The sequence below is a fragment of the Psychrobacter sp. TB67 genome (genome assembly GCF_000511065.1).
GTDB classification, from domain to species: Bacteria; Pseudomonadota; Gammaproteobacteria; order Pseudomonadales; family Moraxellaceae; genus Psychrobacter; species Psychrobacter okhotskensis.
On sequence record NZ_AYYA01000052.1, the window covers coordinates 65,557 to 82,918 of the forward strand.

A 17,362-nucleotide genomic window follows, 5' to 3' on the forward strand; every position below is an offset into this window, starting at 1 on the left:
TCCTAAAGCTCAACTATGTCCACACTTGCCGATACCAAGTCTATGCCTATGAAACCTTTAACAGTCCTCCACACTTCAGATTGGCATTTAGGACGCAGGCTTTATGGTCGTATGCGTTATGAGGAATTTGAAGCCTTTTTAAGCTGGCTGCAAGACACCATTAGCGCCCAGCAAGTAGATGTATTAATCGTCGCGGGCGATATCTTCGATACCATGACCCCCAGCAATAGAGCCCAAGCGCTATATTATGAGTTTTTAGGCAAAGTTTCAAAATCATGTTGCCAGCATATCGTTATCGTCGCGGGCAACCATGACTCCCCTACTTTTTTGGACGCACCAAGCAATGTCTTAAAATTCTTAAACGTTCATGTCATTGGCACCGCTTGTGAAGACTTAAAAGATGAGGTCTTGGTGTTAGACGATGCAGACGGTACACCGCATTGCATCATCGCCGCAATCCCTTATCTGCGTGACCGTGATGTCCGTAGCAGCAGCGCTGGCGAGTCCGCGGATAGTAAAGATGCCAATGTCATCAAAGGCATTCGTGCCCATTATGATGAAGTCGCCAGCATTGTTAAAGCGAAGCAAACAGAATTAGCAGAAGCAAACCAGCGTCATATCCCTATCATCGCTACAGGGCATCTATTCGCCGCAGGTGGTACGACTACTGAAGATGATGGTGTGCGTGAGCTTTATGTCGGCTCACTCGGCAAAATCTCTGCTGATATGTTCGATGAAAGCTTTGACTATGTGGCACTTGGGCATTTGCATGTTCCGCAGCGCGTCGGTGGTCGTGAGAGTATTCGCTATTCAGGCTCGCCTATTGCAATGGGCTTGGGTGAGGCTAAGCAACAAAAACAAGTATTACTGGTACAGTTTGGCGCAGTAGAGAATGATTTTAGCAATCAAAAACCAGCGTCAAATAGTACATCTGAAAGCAATATGCCTAAGCTTACTAATACAGTGACTAAGATTGAACAATCGGTAGAAAAAGCCGCTAAAAAAGTAGCCACTCAAACAACTGATTTTATGGACGATTTATTTGGTTTTGATAACACAGCAGAAAGCGAAGAAAATACGCAAAAAGCCTTTGAAGGATCCGTTTCCAATCAGATAGACGCTATACAGAGTAATGATTCCACAAATAACTCTATTGCATCCTCCAACCTATTACATCATAACGAATCACAGCAGATGCAGGTTATTTCCCTACCCATCCCAAAATTTCAAAAATTGGCGCAAATCTCAGGTGATCTGGAGTCTATTAATAAGACTATCGATAAAACCATTCAAGCTCTTGATGCAACAGAATCTGTTTGGCTTGAAATTATTTATACGGGTGATGACGTGGTCAGTGAGCTGCGTGAGCATATTCAGGCGATGGTAGATGGTTTGCCGTGTGAAGTATTAAAAATTAAAAACACGCGCACCTATAATAAAGTTTTGAACCAACAGCAAATCTCTGAGACCCTACAAGATTTAAATGAGGAAGAAGTATTTGAGCGCTGCTTAATTGCTCACAATATTCCTGATGAGCAAAAATCATCCTTACGTGACGCCTATGATCAAATCGTTTATAACCTGCGCCATGCCGATACTCAGGCCGAATAATAACAGCACATTTTGGATGCTAGTCAAGAACTTCTGGTCACCACTCTCTTTATAACTACTCTATATAAAAATAAGACCTACCCATGCGACTGATTGAACTACGACTTAAAAACTTGAACTCCCTAAAAGGCGAATGGCACATTGATTTTAGTGACCCCGCTTTTCTAAATGAAGGCATCTTTGCCATTACTGGGCAGACGGGCGCTGGCAAGACCACCATTTTGGATGCGATTTGCTTAGCCTTATATAGTCAAACGCCAAGATTGGGTGATATCACTGGTTCAACGAACGAGATCATGACCCAAGGTACGGGTGAATGCTCAGCAGAGGTTATCATCGAGATAGATTCCAAACGCTATCAATGCTACTGGTACCAGCATCGCGCCCACAAAAAAGCCAAGGGAAACTTATTACCGATTAGACATGAGATTAGTGAGGTTAAAACCGGTAAGATTTTAGAAGAGAAAAAATCTAAGACATCAGCCTACATTCAAGACCTTATCGGCATGGATTTCAATCAATTTACCCGCTCCATCATGCTAGCACAGGGCAGTTTTGCCGCCTTTTTAAAGTCTGACATTGGTGATAGAGCCGCCATTTTAGAGAAGATAACGGGGACAGCTATTTATGCCAAAATATCCTTAAATGTGCATGAGAAAAAACGCTTTGAGGAAGACGTGCTGGGTAAATTGCAGGCAGGCGTGGATGGCTTATCTTTATTAAGTGGTGAAGATGAAAAGCTTCTGGCAGCAGAATTAGCAGACTTCAACCAGCAGCAAGATAAGCAACGCCAAACCTTTAAAACACTGGGCGAGCAGCTTCAGTGGCTAGATAGTGTGCAGGAATTACAGCAAAATTTGTCTACTTATAAAACTGATTTTTCAACAGCACAACAAGCACAGCAAGTATTCATCCTAGAAGCACAGCGTTTAGATGTTGCTAATAAAGCGTTAGAGATTGATAGTCAGTTTCGCGAGCTAAGCTATAGCCGAGATATGGTTAAACGGCTGGGTATTGAACAACAACATTTGCTTGATAAAATTCCGACACAGCAACAAGCGCTTGTACAAGCCAGCACCCACTTAAAAAATGCGACTACGCTTGACACACAAGCGGTAAGCAACCTACAAACAACTTTACCTATTATCGCAAAAACGCGGGAGTTAGATGCCAATATTAAGCAGCAGTCTCAAGCTTTAGCGGATGACAATCAACGCAAAAAAATACTAGCCGCTAACGTCCAAAAACTATGCCAAGAAATAACTGGTCACAAACAAACGGAATACCAAACCAAAACTCAGCTTGCAAATATAGAAAAATATTTTGGCGACTATCAAGAACTAAACGACCTTGATACAGATATGGCTACCTTTGACAGTACTTGTAGCCGATTAAAGACGCTGCTACAAAATAATGTCAGCTTGGTCACTGACAAGCGTGCGCATGACAAGCAAGCCAAAAAGCTACAAACTGATTTTGATAAGTTAATTACACAGCAAAACCTAGACCAACCCCGAATTCAGCAGCAACGTAAAGCGCTTACCGACCTGCAACAGCAGCAAGCCGCACTTATTCAAAGTCAGCCCATTACTAATATGCGCAGCGAGCAAGAGCAAGTCGATCAAATCAATACACAGATTGAGCAAGTTAGTTTTAAGCTAGAGCGGCTATCTGAGCTTGCTAGCCAAATCAAACATATCAATCAATCGTTACCTACACTGAACAAAGAAATAGCGAGTTTAGACGACCTGATTACTAGTCATAAATCAGATATTCAAAACACCAAACTGAAAAAACAAGACAAACAGGAACACCTAACCTTACTGCAAAAAGTCGCGAAACTTGAAGATTATATCCTAGAGTTAGAGGACGGTGTGCCCTGCCCGCTTTGCGGCGCGCATGAGCATCCTTATGGCAAACATCATCCATTATTAGACCCTAGTACCAAGAATAATAATACCGACGCCAATGACGATCAAAACCAGTCGTCTACAATAAAACAGACTAAGACGCAACAAACTCAGCAGCAAATAGCTGAACTAGAAACCGCTATTGATAACCTTGAGCAGGCTTTATCAACATACAATATCGAATACGCCACAAAGAAAGAAGCTCTTAACAACCAAGAGCAACAACTAGCGGCTCTACAGCAGCAATCCAAAATCTTACATGGTGATATCCAGTCTTACCTATCTTCACTATTTGAGACTAAGAACGATTACTCTGAAGCAATCGCAGCAATTATCAATCCTCTTACTCAGATAAACGATGATATTAATGCGACCATCACGAATATAGATCATAGCTTATCCTTATTAGACACCGCCAAACATGATCTGACTGAACATAAACAGTCTCTTAAAACCATAGTGGTCGAATATGACAACTTAACTGAGAGTGCGGCAAAGCTCAGTACTGCCATCGAAACCGACGAAAAACAGCAACAAACAGTTAGTCACGATATTAATAATCTAACAACTGACATCAAGCTTAACTCACAAAAGACTGATGGGATAAAAGATAAGATTGCCGCTAATTTCTCGGAGTTGGCACCCCTGATGACCACCGTTTCATCTCTAACGCATAAATACCCAGCGGATAAATATAAAGAACACTTAAACTCAACTATAGCGCTCAATGCGGCAGACTTATCTAATGCACTTAAGCAATTGGGTAATAGTTTTGATGAGCAAACGGTAATAGACAGCGCAGATTATGACCGTCATATTGAAAAACTGCGTCAACAGCGCAGCGCTTTAAACCAGTTAAAACGACAATTTAATGAGCAGAAAAACCGCCAGCAGCAGCTAACCAATAGCTTAAGCAGTTTGACCGCGCAGATTGAAACCAAGCAAGCACAGCTTAGCAATGATGAAGCAGCGCTCAAAGAGTTAGAGAACTTAGTTGCTCATAAAACCAATGCTATCGAACAATTAAAGCAAGATAGAAAAGAGATTTTTGCAGATAAAAATACAGACAATGAAGAAAATCAATTACGCCGTGCGGTTGATGAGGCTAAAGCCAAGCAAGTAGTAGCACAAAGGCAGCTAGACACTGTACAGCAGACTCTAGAGCAATTAACAGCTAGAGAACAACAGCTAGACACAGAGCTACAGGCGGCGATGTCTATACTGAATACGCAGCAAAGCGGATTTACTAACTTGCTCGCAGAATCACAGTTCGTAGATGAAGCTGCTTTTGTGAGTGCCCGCCTGCCTAAAGAAGAGCGTGAGTCACTACAGACACGTAAATTAGCGATTGATAATGCATTGCATCAAGCTAAATTACAGTTGGATAGCACCCAGCAAGCGTTAGAGCAAAAACTTGCCAATCCTATGACGGATGAAGACCGAGAAATACTTGCTGGCCAGCACCATCAAATACAAATAGATATTGATGAGTTAAGTCAAAAAATCGGTGCGATTGACCAAAAACTTAAGGATAACGACAGTCAAAAAGGCCAACAAGCGGCACAGCTCATTGCTATCAATGAGCAAAAACAAAAACTACAAGTTTGGCAACAGCTACATACGCTCATTGGTTCCGCTGATGGCAAGAAATACCGTACCTTTGCCCAAGGCTTAACGTTTGAGGTCATGATTAGCCATGCCAATACTCAGCTACAAAAAATGAGTGACCGTTATTTGCTCATTCATGATGACAGCAATCCCCTTGAGCTTAATGTCATCGATAACTATCAAGGCGGCGATATTCGCAGTACCAAAAATCTATCAGGTGGTGAAGGCTTCATTATTAGCCTAGCATTAGCACTGGGACTATCACAAATGGCCAGTCACAACATCCGCGTCGACTCGCTATTTTTGGACGAAGGTTTTGGCACGCTTGATGAAGAGTCGCTTGATATTGCGCTCGACACCTTAACCAGCTTGCAGCAAGAAGGTAAACTTATTGGCATTATCTCGCACGTACAGGCGTTAAAAGATCGTATCCTAACCCAAATTAAGGTCGAAAAACTGTCTGGCGGCTTTAGCCAAATCAGCGGTCAAGGCTGTCGCCGAGTTACCAATGTTACCGACGAAAAAGCCTCGTAAATTAAGACAGCAGTTAAGGCAGTTAATAAAAATTATGACAATAAGGCAATAAAAAACCACCGTCAATTAATAACGGTGGTTTTTTTGAAAAGACGTTTATCTTGTTATTTATTTCATGACTCTTTACTTAGTCACTTGCTCACTTTCACTCATTTAGTCACTAGGCCGCTCAGCTCACTCATAAGGACAGAGAGCGTTGACAAGCTAATAGCACTTTCATCATTGCTATCGAGCTTATGCATCTCCGTCGTTACCCCTTCAAGATGGTCTTTATGACGCGCTTTCCATTCGCTAAATGCCTGCTGTGCATCTGGCTTGGACAATATGGCGTCCATTAACAGACGCAGACTACGTGACAGCTCATTCACTAAGGCATGACGGGCACGGCGATCCCAATAGTCTTGCTGTGGTAAGTTGGCGATATTATCCATCATCCAATCTAGCTGCAAGACATGGTAGGCCTCGAAGTATAAGGTCGCAATCTCATCGACAGGACGCTCATATTGCTCGGCAAGGCGCGCTGCATCTAACGCATCAACATGATAAGGCAGCATAGCAAACAAGGTAGCATCCGTATCGGATAGCTCTTTTTCCACCAAGCTATGGGTGTCTGCCTCTAAGTACTCGGAAAATTGCTGCTCAATAAAACCGCCTGATTTGGTTAGTTTCTCAACACTTTCACTAAAGCGGCTAATCATATCTGCCACTTGCAAGTTTTGCCCAAAGGCATTGATGAACCACACCACACCGCGCTCGAGAGCATCACGTAGACGCAGCTCGAGGTTCAATAACAGCGTCGCATCGACTTTATTATCTAACGACTCAAGCGTGTTCCAAGCTTTTGCCACATTGAAGACATCACGGCTAATCGCATAACCACGAATAATAGTCGCTAGAGACTGATCGGTTTCTTCATAGAGACGGAACAGTGCCTCGATACCCAAACGGTTGACCACACTATTGGTCAGATAGGTACTGATAATCTCACGATGCAGACGATGTTCAGTCATCTCATCAAAGAAACGCGTAGCCAGCTCGTCTGGGAAGTACTTACGCAGCTCATTGATAAAGTATGGATCATCTGGCAAGTCCGATAGCAACAAGTTGTCATAAACCCACATTTTGCCATAGGCCATGACCACCGCCAGTTCAGGATTGGTCAGACCGGTATCCGCTTTTTGACGTTTGGCGATCTCTTCGTCTGCTGGCAAGTATTCAATGGCACGATCAAGACGACCTTCGCTTTCTAGCATTTGGATAAAACGCTGGTGATCGCTTAGGTTAGCAGCGGCGCGGATATGGCTAAGCTCAATTGCTTGTGGTTGTAGATAGTTTTGGCGCAACACCAGCTCTGCAACAGTATCGGTCATACTTTCTAGCAGCTCGTTACGCTGCTTCAGGGTCATGTCACCTTGCTCAACGACTTTGCCGAGTAAGATTTTGATATTGACTTCATGATCTGAGCAGTTCACGCCGCCTGAGTTATCGATGGCATCGGTATAAATACGTCCGCCCGTCTGTGCGTATTCAATACGCCCTTGCTGGGTAAAGCCCAAGTTCCCCCCTTCACCGACGACGGCTGTACGCAGCTCGTTACCATTGACGCGGACTGCATCATTGGCACGGTCACCGACATCAGCATGGCTTTCATTTTCGCTTTTCACGTAAGTACCGATACCACCGTTCCAGATGAGATCCACTGGCGACTTCATTAGTGCACTAATAAGCTCATTAGGGGCCAAGTTGTCTTCGCTAATATCGAAAATCTCTTTCATCTCAGCGCTAATAGCGATGCTTTTGTCCGTGCGTGAGAACACCCCACCACCTTGACTAATGAGCGACTTTTCGTAATCGTCCCACGTCGAGCGCGGCGTTTCATACAAGCGTTCCCGCTCGGCATAAGACGCAGCAGTATCTGGATTGGGATCGATAAAGATGTGAAGATGGTTAAAGGCTGCGACCAGCTTGGTATGGGTCGATCTCAGCATACCATTACCAAATACATCACCACTCATGTCACCAATACCGACGACAGTAAAGTCATCACGGTTTTGAATGTCCATACCGCGCATACGGAAGTGACGTTTGACTGACTCCCAACCACCGCGGGCTGTGATACCCATGGCCTTATGGTCATAACCGACTGAGCCACCGGAGGCAAAGGCGTCATCAAGCCAAAAGTTGTATTCAGCAGCTAAGGCATTGGCTATATCGGAGAAGCTTGCCGTGCCTTTGTCAGCGGCAACGACCAAATACGGGTCGTCTTCGTCATGACGCACCGTATCGGCTGGCGGGACAATTTTTCCATCAACGATATTGTCAGTGATATCGAGCATACCGCGTAGGAATGTCTGATAACAAGCAATCCCTTCAGCTTGGAACGCTTCGCGACCATCTGCCATCGACTTGGTCTTAACGATAAAGCCGCCTTTTGAGCCAACCGGCACGATAACTGCGTTTTTGACCATTTGCGCTTTGACCAGACCCAGTACTTCAGTACGGAAGTCTTCCATACGATCTGACCAGCGCAGACCACCACGGGCAACTTTACCACCGCGTAGATGCACGGCTTCAACGCGTGGTGAATAGACAAATATCTCAAACATCGGCTTCGGTTTTGGCAAGTTTGGAATATCTGCAGCTAAGAACTTAAACGACAGACGGTCTTTACGTGCGCCTTCACTATCCGTTTGATAGAAGTTGGTACGCACCATGGCATTGATTAGGTCTAAATACCAACGCAAGATACGATCTTCATCCAAGCTATCAACGTCTATCAAGGCGGCGGTGATTTGCTCTTGAATTTTCGTGGTTTTTTCTGTGCGCGCCTCTTCACTATACTTAGGATTCATACGTGCATCGAACAAGCTGCTTAGTGCCACGCTAATGTCGTTGTTTTTTACCACCGTTTGCTGAATATAAGCACTAGAGAATGGCGCGCGGGCTTGCATCATATAGCGGGACAAGGCACGGAGTACGACCACATCATAAGTGTCTAGTTTGGTGATTAATACCAGCTCGTTAAAGGAATCACTCTCAACACGTCCCGCCCAAATCTGCTTGAGACTGTCTTCAAATTGATTACGCACCACTTGCATATCAACCGTATCGACATGCTCCAAGGTCAGTTCATACTCTTGCATCCAGATAGGCTGCTCTGGTAAGTCAAACTCATAGGTTTGCGCAGAAATCACTGAAACACCAAAGTTCTCTAATATTGGCAAGACTTTGGACAAAATAACGGGTTGCTCACGTCCATACAGCTTAAGATGCAGCTGATTGCTTGCGTCACCGGTTGACTGATATAGGTGCCAAATCATTGGCTGCTCATCGGTCAATCCTGATAAGCGTTTAACATCTTCGACAGCCGTACGGGTATCAAAGCGCTCTTGGTAAGCGGCAGGTATGTAGTTGAAGAAACGACGATTAAGTGCATTGGCTTGTTGCTCACCGACATTGTCGAGTAACATTTTTTGATAGTGGTCGCCCCATGATTGCATGAGTGCCGACAGCTTTTCTTCTAAAGCGGCTGTATTCACATCATTAACTTGACCGGGCACAGTACGTACGTGGACATGCACACGGGCGTGGGCAGATTCATTAAATTCAGTGGTAAAGCCAGATGAGGTGCCACCATACGCGTCTTTCAAGACATTTTGCACTTTGATGCGCAGTTCAGTGTTGAATTTATCGCGGGGAATATAGACCAAGCAAGAAACAAAACGCTGATAATGGTCGATACGACTGAATAAGCGCAGGCTCTTTTTGTCTTGTAATTGACTGATACCAGAGACAATCGGATAAAGCTCTTCGACGCTGGCTTGAAACAAATCATCACGCGGTAAAGTATTAATGACGTGCATCATCTTATGATGTGCATGACCATCACGCGGTAAGTCTGCCATTGCCATGATTTTATTGGCTTTTTCACGCAGTAATGGTATCTGTTGGACAGTAAGTTGATAAGCTTGCGACGTCAGTAAACCAATAAATCGATATTCACCGACCAGTTTGCCATTGTCATCAAACTTATGAATACCTAAGAAGTCCATATATACAGAACGATGTATAGGTGAGACACGGCTCGATTTGGATAACATCAATACTCGCGGCTCGGTCAACAGCTGCTTTAACACTTTTGGCAATTGGCTAAAGCTTTCTGACAAAGTGTCTTCTGCGGCACCGCGTAGCAAACCAAGACCGCTATTGCCAATGGCAAATAAATCCAAATCTGCGTTCTTAGAATTGGTAGCGTCGCTGTTGACATCCATCATGCTATCGCCTTCTAAGCGATATTCACGGTAGCCTAAGAAGATAAAATGATCGTCCAATATCCAATCTAAGAACGCTTGAATCTCTTGCTGCGAATAGAATACTTCTGGCAATGGTTTTTTTGACAGCTCCGACTGGATGTCCGTTAGCTTCTCGCGCATTTGTTTCCAGTCACCAACGACGGTATCGAGCGTATCCACTTTTGCCAACAACAGTTGCTGTAATGCGGCCAACTCTTCGTTGTCTTGATAGGCAATTTCACAATGAATCATAGATAAGTGCGACGTCGCGCTTTCATGAGCACCTTCAATATGAGCAATGTTGCCGTCATCATCGCGTTCAACACTGATAATAATGTTATAAGTGCGATGCACGTCGATACCTTGAGCCTCAAGACTCATCAAAATAGTATCTACTAAAAATGGTCTGTCGTACGCCACTATTTGTATGACCGTGTGCGAGCTGTGGAAATGCTGCTCTTCTGCTTTTGGGTTCAAAATAGCGAGTTGCGGTTGTTTACCATCATAAGACTTGAGTAGCGTAAAATGATGGAGCGCCATGCCTGCTAAGTCAGTATTGCTGATAGCCTCTGCCGTCTCTTGATGCAGGGGCTGATAATAACTATGAATAAAATGATCAAATAGTGATTTGTCATTTTGTACATAATTGGTGGCAATATCGCTTATCTGGCTGATGCGCTCTTTTGCGATACTTAGGGAGTTTGGCATGTCCTTTGTCCTTTTTATAGGTTTAGTATTTCAAGTGCTTTTCTTTTCAAGTGCTTTTCTTTGTTAGCACTTAGTTGGTTTCTACTTATTAATCAGTATTAATTATTAGCAAGGTCTGAATGTAATGAATCACCAATATCAGATAGCAGTACATCCATTAACGAGCTTCTAATAAACCATATCGTTCTCTTTGGCATCCTCTGTTGTTTTTTATTGCCTAATGTTTATAAGAGCAAACGGCTGGCTAGATTTAATACCATTAATATATTGAAGTGTAACGCACCTAGTCGCATAGCTAAAGCGTACAACATCATTTCATGAATCAGCAACATGCCGATAACCTTTGCTAATGAGACAACACACCTTAATTATTGATGAATAACGGCTGGCAGGTGGATACTCATGGCAATCAAGGCACTTTTTTTGTTAGAATACGGCTATCTCTCAGAGTGTATGACTAACTCATTATTAACTTTAATGCTAAGGGCAAGACGTATGATGAATATTTTGGTGATTGGCTCAGGTGGTCGTGAACACGCGCTAGCATGGCAATGTGCAAAAGATAACAACGTCCAACACGTCTACGTCGCCCCAGGTAATGCTGGTACTGCCCTTGAACCCAAATGCCAAAACGTTGTTCTCGAGTCTACAGGTAGCGGAACTGATGAACACAATGCTGTCATTGAGTTTTGCCAAAACAACGCCATCGATATGGTCATCGTTGGACCAGAAGCCCCATTGGTGACGGGTATCATCGATGCCTGCCGTGCTGCTGGTATTAAGGCGTGGGGCCCAACGGCATATTGTGCGCAGTTAGAAGGCTCAAAAACCTTTGCCAAAGAATTTATGGCACAGAACAATATTCCGACGGCAGCTTATCAAGGGTTCACAGATACTGACGCTGCCAAAGCTTATATTGATGAGCAAGGCGCGCCCATTGTTATTAAAGCGGATGGTCTGGCTGCTGGTAAAGGCGTCATCGTCGCGGAGACTATCGAACAAGCATATGAAGCAATCGATGATATGCTGGCCGACAATAAGTTTGGCGATGCAGGCAGCCGTGTGGTGATCGAGCAGTTCTTGCAAGGTGAAGAAGCCAGCTTTATTTGTATGATTGATGGTGACAATATATTACCGATGGCGACTAGCCAAGATCATAAACGTGCTTTTGAAGGCGATACAGGTCCCAACACTGGCGGCATGGGTGCTTACTCTCCTGCGCCAGTTGTCACCCAAGATGTCCACGACAAGGTCATGTCACAAGTTATTCAACCAGTGGTCGATGCGATGAAGGAGGCCGGTCATCCTTATACTGGATTTTTATATGCAGGACTCATGATTAATGACGCAGGTGACCCTTATGTCATTGAATTCAACTGCCGCTTCGGTGATCCAGAGACACAGCCAATTTTGATGCGCTTGCAATCGTCGATGGTAGATTTGGTCGCTCAAGGGCTGGCAGGCCAGTTACCAAGCGATGCTCAATGGGATGCGCGCCCTGCCCTTGGTATCGTTGTTGCCTCAAAAGGCTATCCTGAAACTTCTTCGAAAGGTGATGTGATTGCTGGCTTGCCTGAGCTGGATGCTAACAATAATAGCGCAGTTAAGGTCTTTCACGCAGGCACGGCATTTTCGGATGATAACAATGCTAATGCGCACAACGTTAATGCAGAAATCATCACCAACGGCGGGCGAGTATTATGTGTGACGGCGTTAGCAGATAGTATTGCAGACGCTCAGCAAGCAGCACTGGCAGTGACAGGTGCGATTAGTTTTGATGGGGCACAGTATCGCCGCGATATTGGTCATCATGCCATTGCTCGCGAACAGGCGTAATTCATCATCAGCCATTTAGCAATATTGGATAATTCACTTATCTGGCACGTTTAAACCATCGTTGACGTTATGTATTGTATTGAGTGCCATGTTCTCTAAGTGAGTTATGATTCGACCTAGTACTATACTAGGTCGTATTTTTTGCTACCTTATTAGGGCGTATCATCATTTAGATTAATACGTTAGCTTACAAACTAACTGCTAGCGGTCGGCTAAGGCTTATAAACCCCTGCCCCTTTATATGATACAATTTTGTACCCGTTTGTACCTGCGCGTCGCATCTCTCTTGTATTGTCGGTTTCAAACCCGCACATCAATACCAACCGGATGAATGATTATATTTATGGCAAATGATACGTCTAAACCTTCTAATAATAAGCAATCAATTGACAATCTAAAAACCTCAGGGTTTGAACGTCGAATGTCGATTGCCAAAACTTCTCTAAACATTGGTCGTCGTTGGGCAGGTAACAGCGTGTCTGGTATGTTTTTGAATAAAGAAGCGCGCACGGCACGTAACCAAGCTTTTATGGAAGCGCAGGCAAATTATGTCGCAGAAGAGCTGGGCAAACTAAAAGGCTCCGTGGTCAAAATCGGTCAGATGCTGGCTATTTACGGTGAGCATGTATTGCCACCTGAGATAACGCGCGCACTACAAACACTCAATGACGATACCGCTACCCTGTCATGGCCAACCATCGAGCAGACCTTGCGTCAATTATTAGGCGATAGACTCAGCGAGCTCGACGTCGATACTATTCCGATCGGTACGGCTTCTCTCGCCCAAGTTCATCGCGCCACGGTATTAGCCACTGGTGAGCAAGTGGTGTTAAAAATTCAATATCCAGGGGTAGCAGATGCCATCAATTCTGATCTTGCCTTGTTTAAGCGTTTGCTAAAAGTCAGTAATATTGTCCCGCAAACGCGCTCGCTCGATGCATGGTTTGAAGAGATACGTGACCTACTTCATCATGAAGTCGATTATGAGGCAGAAGCTGCAACTACTGAGCGTTTTTATGAGCGGCTGATAGATGATCCGCGCTATGCTGTGCCCAAAATTAATCGCGCTTATTCAAGCAAACGCCTATTGTGTATGTCTTACGAGCCCGGCATTAGCGTCGTCTCGGAAGCACTGCAGCTTTTATCGCACGAACGTCGCAATGCCATTGGTCAGTCGGCAATAGAGATCATGATGCAAGAGATTTTTGTTTGGGGCGAGATGCAAACAGACCCAAATTTTGGTAATTATCTCGTTCGTGTCAGCGACAATGACCACGAGGTCGATAAGTTAGTATTATTGGATTTTGGGGCGATTCGTCAGTTTGATAATACTCTTTTGACAATTGCTCATGGCTTACTAAAAGCTGGCTACCGTCACGACCATCAGGCAATGATGCAAGCCATGACTGGTTATGATTTTTTTGACACGATGAGTGAAAAAGTTTGTTCCGATATCGCCTCTTTGTTCCTCTTGGCAACTGAGCCTTTTAGCGATCCAGCGACCAATCCTGATATTCCTACTGAGTGTTTGGATGAACAAAATCGTTATATCTGGGCAAATAGTAAACTACACTCACGCCTTTCCTCTGCTGCGACGCGCGCTATGCAGTCTTTTGAATTTAATCTGCCGCCAAAAGAATTTATGTTCATTAGCCGTAAGTTTATCGGCGCCTATACCCTTCTAACGGTTTTAGATGCTTATACGGATTCTAATAAACTTGTGAAACCTTATCTGTAAGATGAAATGAGTGTAATTTTTGAACTGCCCTTTAGTGGCAGTTTTTTATTTTATAATTTTATTTGCTTAGGCTATTTTGTATGTAACAACTGTCTTATTTATACGGGAGCTAATCCTTATTAGGTTTATTTTTTGCTTAGGCTATTTTTTAATGTCCATTTCGCTAACTTGCTAATCATCAAACCTTGTTTTATAGCCTTTTGGCTTATGCATAGTCAACTCCCAACATGTTTCTCCACGCGCTAAGTACTTTACCTCAAAGTGGGTACGCTCGCTGTCTATCGGCACATGATAACGCTTGTTTGGTAAGCACCATACCGTGCAAGCTTGTTGCTCTGCAGTATCCATATACGCTTCGATATTCGTCGCTAATACTACCTCTCCTCCTACTTGTAGTCGCGATAATAAAAACTCAAAAAACGGCATATTCAGCCATTGCTGGTTGGGATTGTGCTGCTCTGGGTTAGGGTATAATATAAAAATTTTGGCGATACTACTGGCCGCGACGGCATGTACGATCCAGGCGATGGCATCCGCATGAATGGCGTTTAAGTTGGATAAATTCTGCTGTGTTGCAATCTTAGCAAAGGCTTCAAACTTATTACGGGTACGCTCAATGGCAATCAGTTGCTTATCAGGATTTTGTGTGGCAAAACTGAGCGCGTGCTTGCCCTTCCCGGCACCAATCTCTAACAATAAAGGGGCGTTGTCTTGGTTTTCGCTGATTATCTTTGGAACAATAAAGTCGCGCGGCGCTGACAGCTTTTGTGGTTGAAAGGCACGATTTTTCTGATGGGAAAGCGTTGCTTGTTGCGTCATAGTAGGATTTCGTCCTGTAAGCGATAGTCTTTAGTAGGCTATCAATTTGATTATTAAACTATTACTGATTTAGTTGTAATGTCTATTTTATAAAAACTCTGTTAAGCACTACAGCATATGCTTTAGGTGTATTCTTTATTCGCTTTGTTTAGGCTGGTTTGACATAGAAAGCTATTTGCCTTTTGTCATTCTTTAGCCTCATGCTATTATACCGACTCCCATTCGCTGAGCATACTTTTCCTACTACCTATGAGGATGACCTCACTTATTATGACTGATACTGCCAACACTGTGCCCAAAACTTACCCTTGTCCATGCTGCGGCACTCAGACCGCATGGCAAGACAATAAATATAAGCCTTTTTGTAGTGACCGCTGCAAGCTTATTGACTTAGGTGCTTGGGCCAACGAAGAGTACACCCTACCGGCCGAGTCGACTCCATTTTCGGATGAGCTATAATCAATCCGTCTAATCACTTTATAACGTTATCACCGCAAGGATATTTTGTATGTCAGCTACTTACCTGATGCCCACTTATAATCGTCAGCCGATCAGCTTTACTCGTGGTTCAGGCAGCTGGCTGTATACCAAAGATAATACGCCTTACTTAGATGCCCTGACGGGTATTGCTGTTTGTGGCTTGGGGCATTGCCACCCTCAAATCACCGATGCCATTCAACAACAAGCTGCTACCTTGGTGCATACGAGCAATTTATTCGGTATCGATTGGCAAGAGCGTGCTGGCGAAGTACTGTGTACGGCAGCTCAGATGGACAACGTGTTTTTTGCCAATAGTGGTGCCGAAGCAAATGAAGCTGCGTTAAAACTGGCGCGTTTATACGCTCATCAGCAAGGGTTTAAACGTCCAAAAGTCATCGTTATGGAGCAATCATTCCACGGTCGCACCTTATTGTCATTATCAGCAACAGCCAATCCAAAAGCGCGCGAAGGCTTTTATACCTTAGACGATGACTTTATCCGTGTCCCCTTTGGCAATATCGCAGCGATCAAGCAAGCCGCGCAAGAACATGATGATATTTGCGCTATCTTTGTAGAGCCTATTCAAGGCGAAGGCGGTCTCAATACTGCTCCCAATGGCTTTACTTATCTAGAAGAGCTGCAAGCAGAGTGTGATGCTCATAACTGGCTATTTATGCTAGATGAAGTACAAACTGGCAATGGCCGCACTGGCAAATATTTTGCGTATCAGCATAGCAGCGCGCGTCCTGATGTTTTGACGACAGCGAAAGGCTTAGGCAATGGCTTTCCAGTCGGTGCTTGTATGGTACGTGGCCGCGCCAACGGTTTGTTCGGTGCTGGTAGCCATGGCTCTACTTACGGTGGCACGCCCTTAGCCAGTCGTGTGGTGCACAGCGTCTACGAGGTATTGGCAAATAGCGATATTATGGATAATGCAGTGACGGAAGGTCAGTTCATTCGCGAATGCTTGGTCAATAGCTTAGGACAACATGGTGTCACCAGTCGCGGTGCTGGGATGATGATCGGTATTGCCTTACCTGAAGACATGGACTGTAGTCAGCTGGTCGATCGAGCCCGTGATGAACAAAAGCTGATTATCAATGTGACTGGTGGTCATGTGGTGCGCTTACTACCACCGCTTAACATGAGCCGTGATGAAAGCACGCAAGTGGCTGATCGTTTGATTGAGCTATTAAAGGTGTTGTTTTAATTTATTGATTTAATCAAACGCTAACACTAAAAAAGCCTATAGATAGTAGCTATCTATAGGCTTTTTGCTTTTTAACGCTTCTTAGATTAACACACCAAGTGCAACGCTAATTAATATTATAGAACGCCTGCATAGGCGTTTTAAACCCTAAGCGTTTTCTTGGTCTGTTATTTAGTTTGTTCTCAATGTCCTGCATCTCATCATCAGAGACTTGTCTAAAGTCACAGCCTTTAGGCAGATACTCTCTGATCAAGCCGTTGGTATTTTCGTTGGTTCCTCGCTGCCATGACGCATAAGCATCGGCAAAGAAGAAAGAGCTAAAGAGCTTTTGTTTCACCTTTTTATGCTGAGCAAACTCTTTACCATTGTCAGAGGTAATGGTCTTAACCTGCAACCTCACTGGCGCTAAGAGTTCTATCATTGCCTCTGATACTTGCTGTGCTGTTTTATGACCCACACGCTTCATCTTCAGCAGCCCCGTTTTACGTTCAACGAGCGTGACAATCGCTTGCTTGTGATGCTGACCGATAACGGTATCCGCTTCCCAGTCACCAATTCGCGTACGTTCTTCAACAATACAAGGGCGCTCATGAATCGAGACTCTGTCATTGATACG

General features: G+C 44.2%; 9 protein-coding genes. 6 read left to right on the forward strand and 3 right to left on the reverse strand.

What is annotated here, in order from left to right:
• The first annotated feature begins 15 nt into the window (after window positions 1-15).
• Both W293_RS0108645 and W293_RS0108650 read left to right on the forward strand, forming a co-directional pair.
• Window positions 16-1,611: an exonuclease SbcCD subunit D C-terminal domain-containing protein gene (locus W293_RS0108645; protein WP_227502355.1), complete on the forward strand. Its 1,596-nt coding sequence runs from the start codon at window positions 16-18 to the stop codon at window positions 1,609-1,611.
• A gap of 83 nt (window positions 1,612-1,694) precedes the next feature.
• Window positions 1,695-5,663: an AAA family ATPase gene (locus W293_RS0108650; protein WP_025652059.1), complete on the forward strand. Its 3,969-nt coding sequence runs from the start codon at window positions 1,695-1,697 to the stop codon at window positions 5,661-5,663.
• A gap of 149 nt (window positions 5,664-5,812) precedes the next feature.
• On the opposite strand, the gene W293_RS0108655 is transcribed toward W293_RS0108650, so the two are convergent.
• Window positions 5,813-10,663, reverse strand: coding sequence for an NAD-glutamate dehydrogenase (locus W293_RS0108655; RefSeq protein ID WP_025652060.1), 4,851 nt, complete (start codon window positions 10,661-10,663; stop codon window positions 5,813-5,815).
• 498 nt (window positions 10,664-11,161) lie between these two features.
• Between W293_RS0108655 and purD the strand changes: the two genes are divergently transcribed.
• Together purD and W293_RS0108670 are read left to right on the forward strand one after the other, a co-directional pair.
• Window positions 11,162-12,499, forward strand: coding sequence for a phosphoribosylamine--glycine ligase (gene purD, locus W293_RS0108665; RefSeq protein WP_025652061.1), 1,338 nt, complete (start codon window positions 11,162-11,164; stop codon window positions 12,497-12,499).
• Window positions 12,500-12,842: 343 nt separating this feature from the next.
• Window positions 12,843-14,237 carry an ABC1 kinase family protein gene (locus tag W293_RS0108670; protein ID WP_025652062.1) on the forward strand — a complete coding sequence of 465 codons (1,395 nt, stop codon included), beginning with the start codon at window positions 12,843-12,845 and terminating at the stop codon, window positions 14,235-14,237.
• Window positions 14,238-14,408: 171 nt separating this feature from the next.
• On the opposite strand, the gene W293_RS16310 is transcribed toward W293_RS0108670, so the two are convergent.
• The gene (locus W293_RS16310; RefSeq protein WP_037025194.1) at window positions 14,409-15,056 is read right to left on the reverse strand and encodes a DUF938 domain-containing protein; all 648 of its coding nucleotides are present in this window, start codon (window positions 15,054-15,056) and stop codon (window positions 14,409-14,411) included.
• A gap of 270 nt (window positions 15,057-15,326) precedes the next feature.
• On the opposite strand from W293_RS16310, the gene W293_RS0108680 reads away from it, so the two are divergent.
• Window positions 15,327-15,515: a DNA gyrase inhibitor YacG gene (locus W293_RS0108680; RefSeq protein WP_101211590.1), complete on the forward strand. Its 189-nt coding sequence runs from the start codon at window positions 15,327-15,329 to the stop codon at window positions 15,513-15,515.
• A 49-nt stretch (window positions 15,516-15,564) separates the two neighbouring features.
• Window positions 15,565-16,746 (forward strand): aspartate aminotransferase family protein, encoded by a 1,182-nt coding sequence (locus W293_RS0108685; RefSeq protein WP_025652064.1) that lies wholly within the window; start codon window positions 15,565-15,567, stop codon window positions 16,744-16,746.
• 106 nt (window positions 16,747-16,852) lie between these two features.
• On the opposite strand, the gene W293_RS17010 is transcribed toward W293_RS0108685, so the two are convergent.
• The coding region (locus tag W293_RS17010) for an IS30 family transposase (RefSeq protein WP_025651758.1) at window positions 16,853-17,362 on the reverse strand (510 nt) is incomplete at its 5' end.

Excerpts from the sequence above, each read along its gene's own strand:
- W293_RS0108650 (WP_025652059.1), top strand. The coding sequence starts at position 1,695 with ATGCGACTGATTGAACTACGACTTAAAAACTTGAACTCCCTAAAAGGC.
- W293_RS0108685 (WP_025652064.1), top strand. The coding sequence starts at position 15,565 with ATGTCAGCTACTTACCTGATGCCCACTTATAATCGTCAGCCGATCAGC.
- W293_RS0108645 (WP_227502355.1), top strand. The coding sequence starts at position 16 with ATGTCCACACTTGCCGATACCAAGTCTATGCCTATGAAACCTTTAACA.
- W293_RS0108670 (WP_025652062.1), top strand. The coding sequence starts at position 12,843 with ATGGCAAATGATACGTCTAAACCTTCTAATAATAAGCAATCAATTGAC.
- W293_RS0108680 (WP_101211590.1), top strand. The coding sequence starts at position 15,327 with ATGACTGATACTGCCAACACTGTGCCCAAAACTTACCCTTGTCCATGC.
- purD (WP_025652061.1), top strand. The coding sequence starts at position 11,162 with ATGAATATTTTGGTGATTGGCTCAGGTGGTCGTGAACACGCGCTAGCA.
- W293_RS16310 (WP_037025194.1), bottom strand. The coding sequence starts at position 15,056 with ATGACGCAACAAGCAACGCTTTCCCATCAGAAAAATCGTGCCTTTCAA.
- W293_RS0108655 (WP_025652060.1), bottom strand. The coding sequence starts at position 10,663 with ATGCCAAACTCCCTAAGTATCGCAAAAGAGCGCATCAGCCAGATAAGC.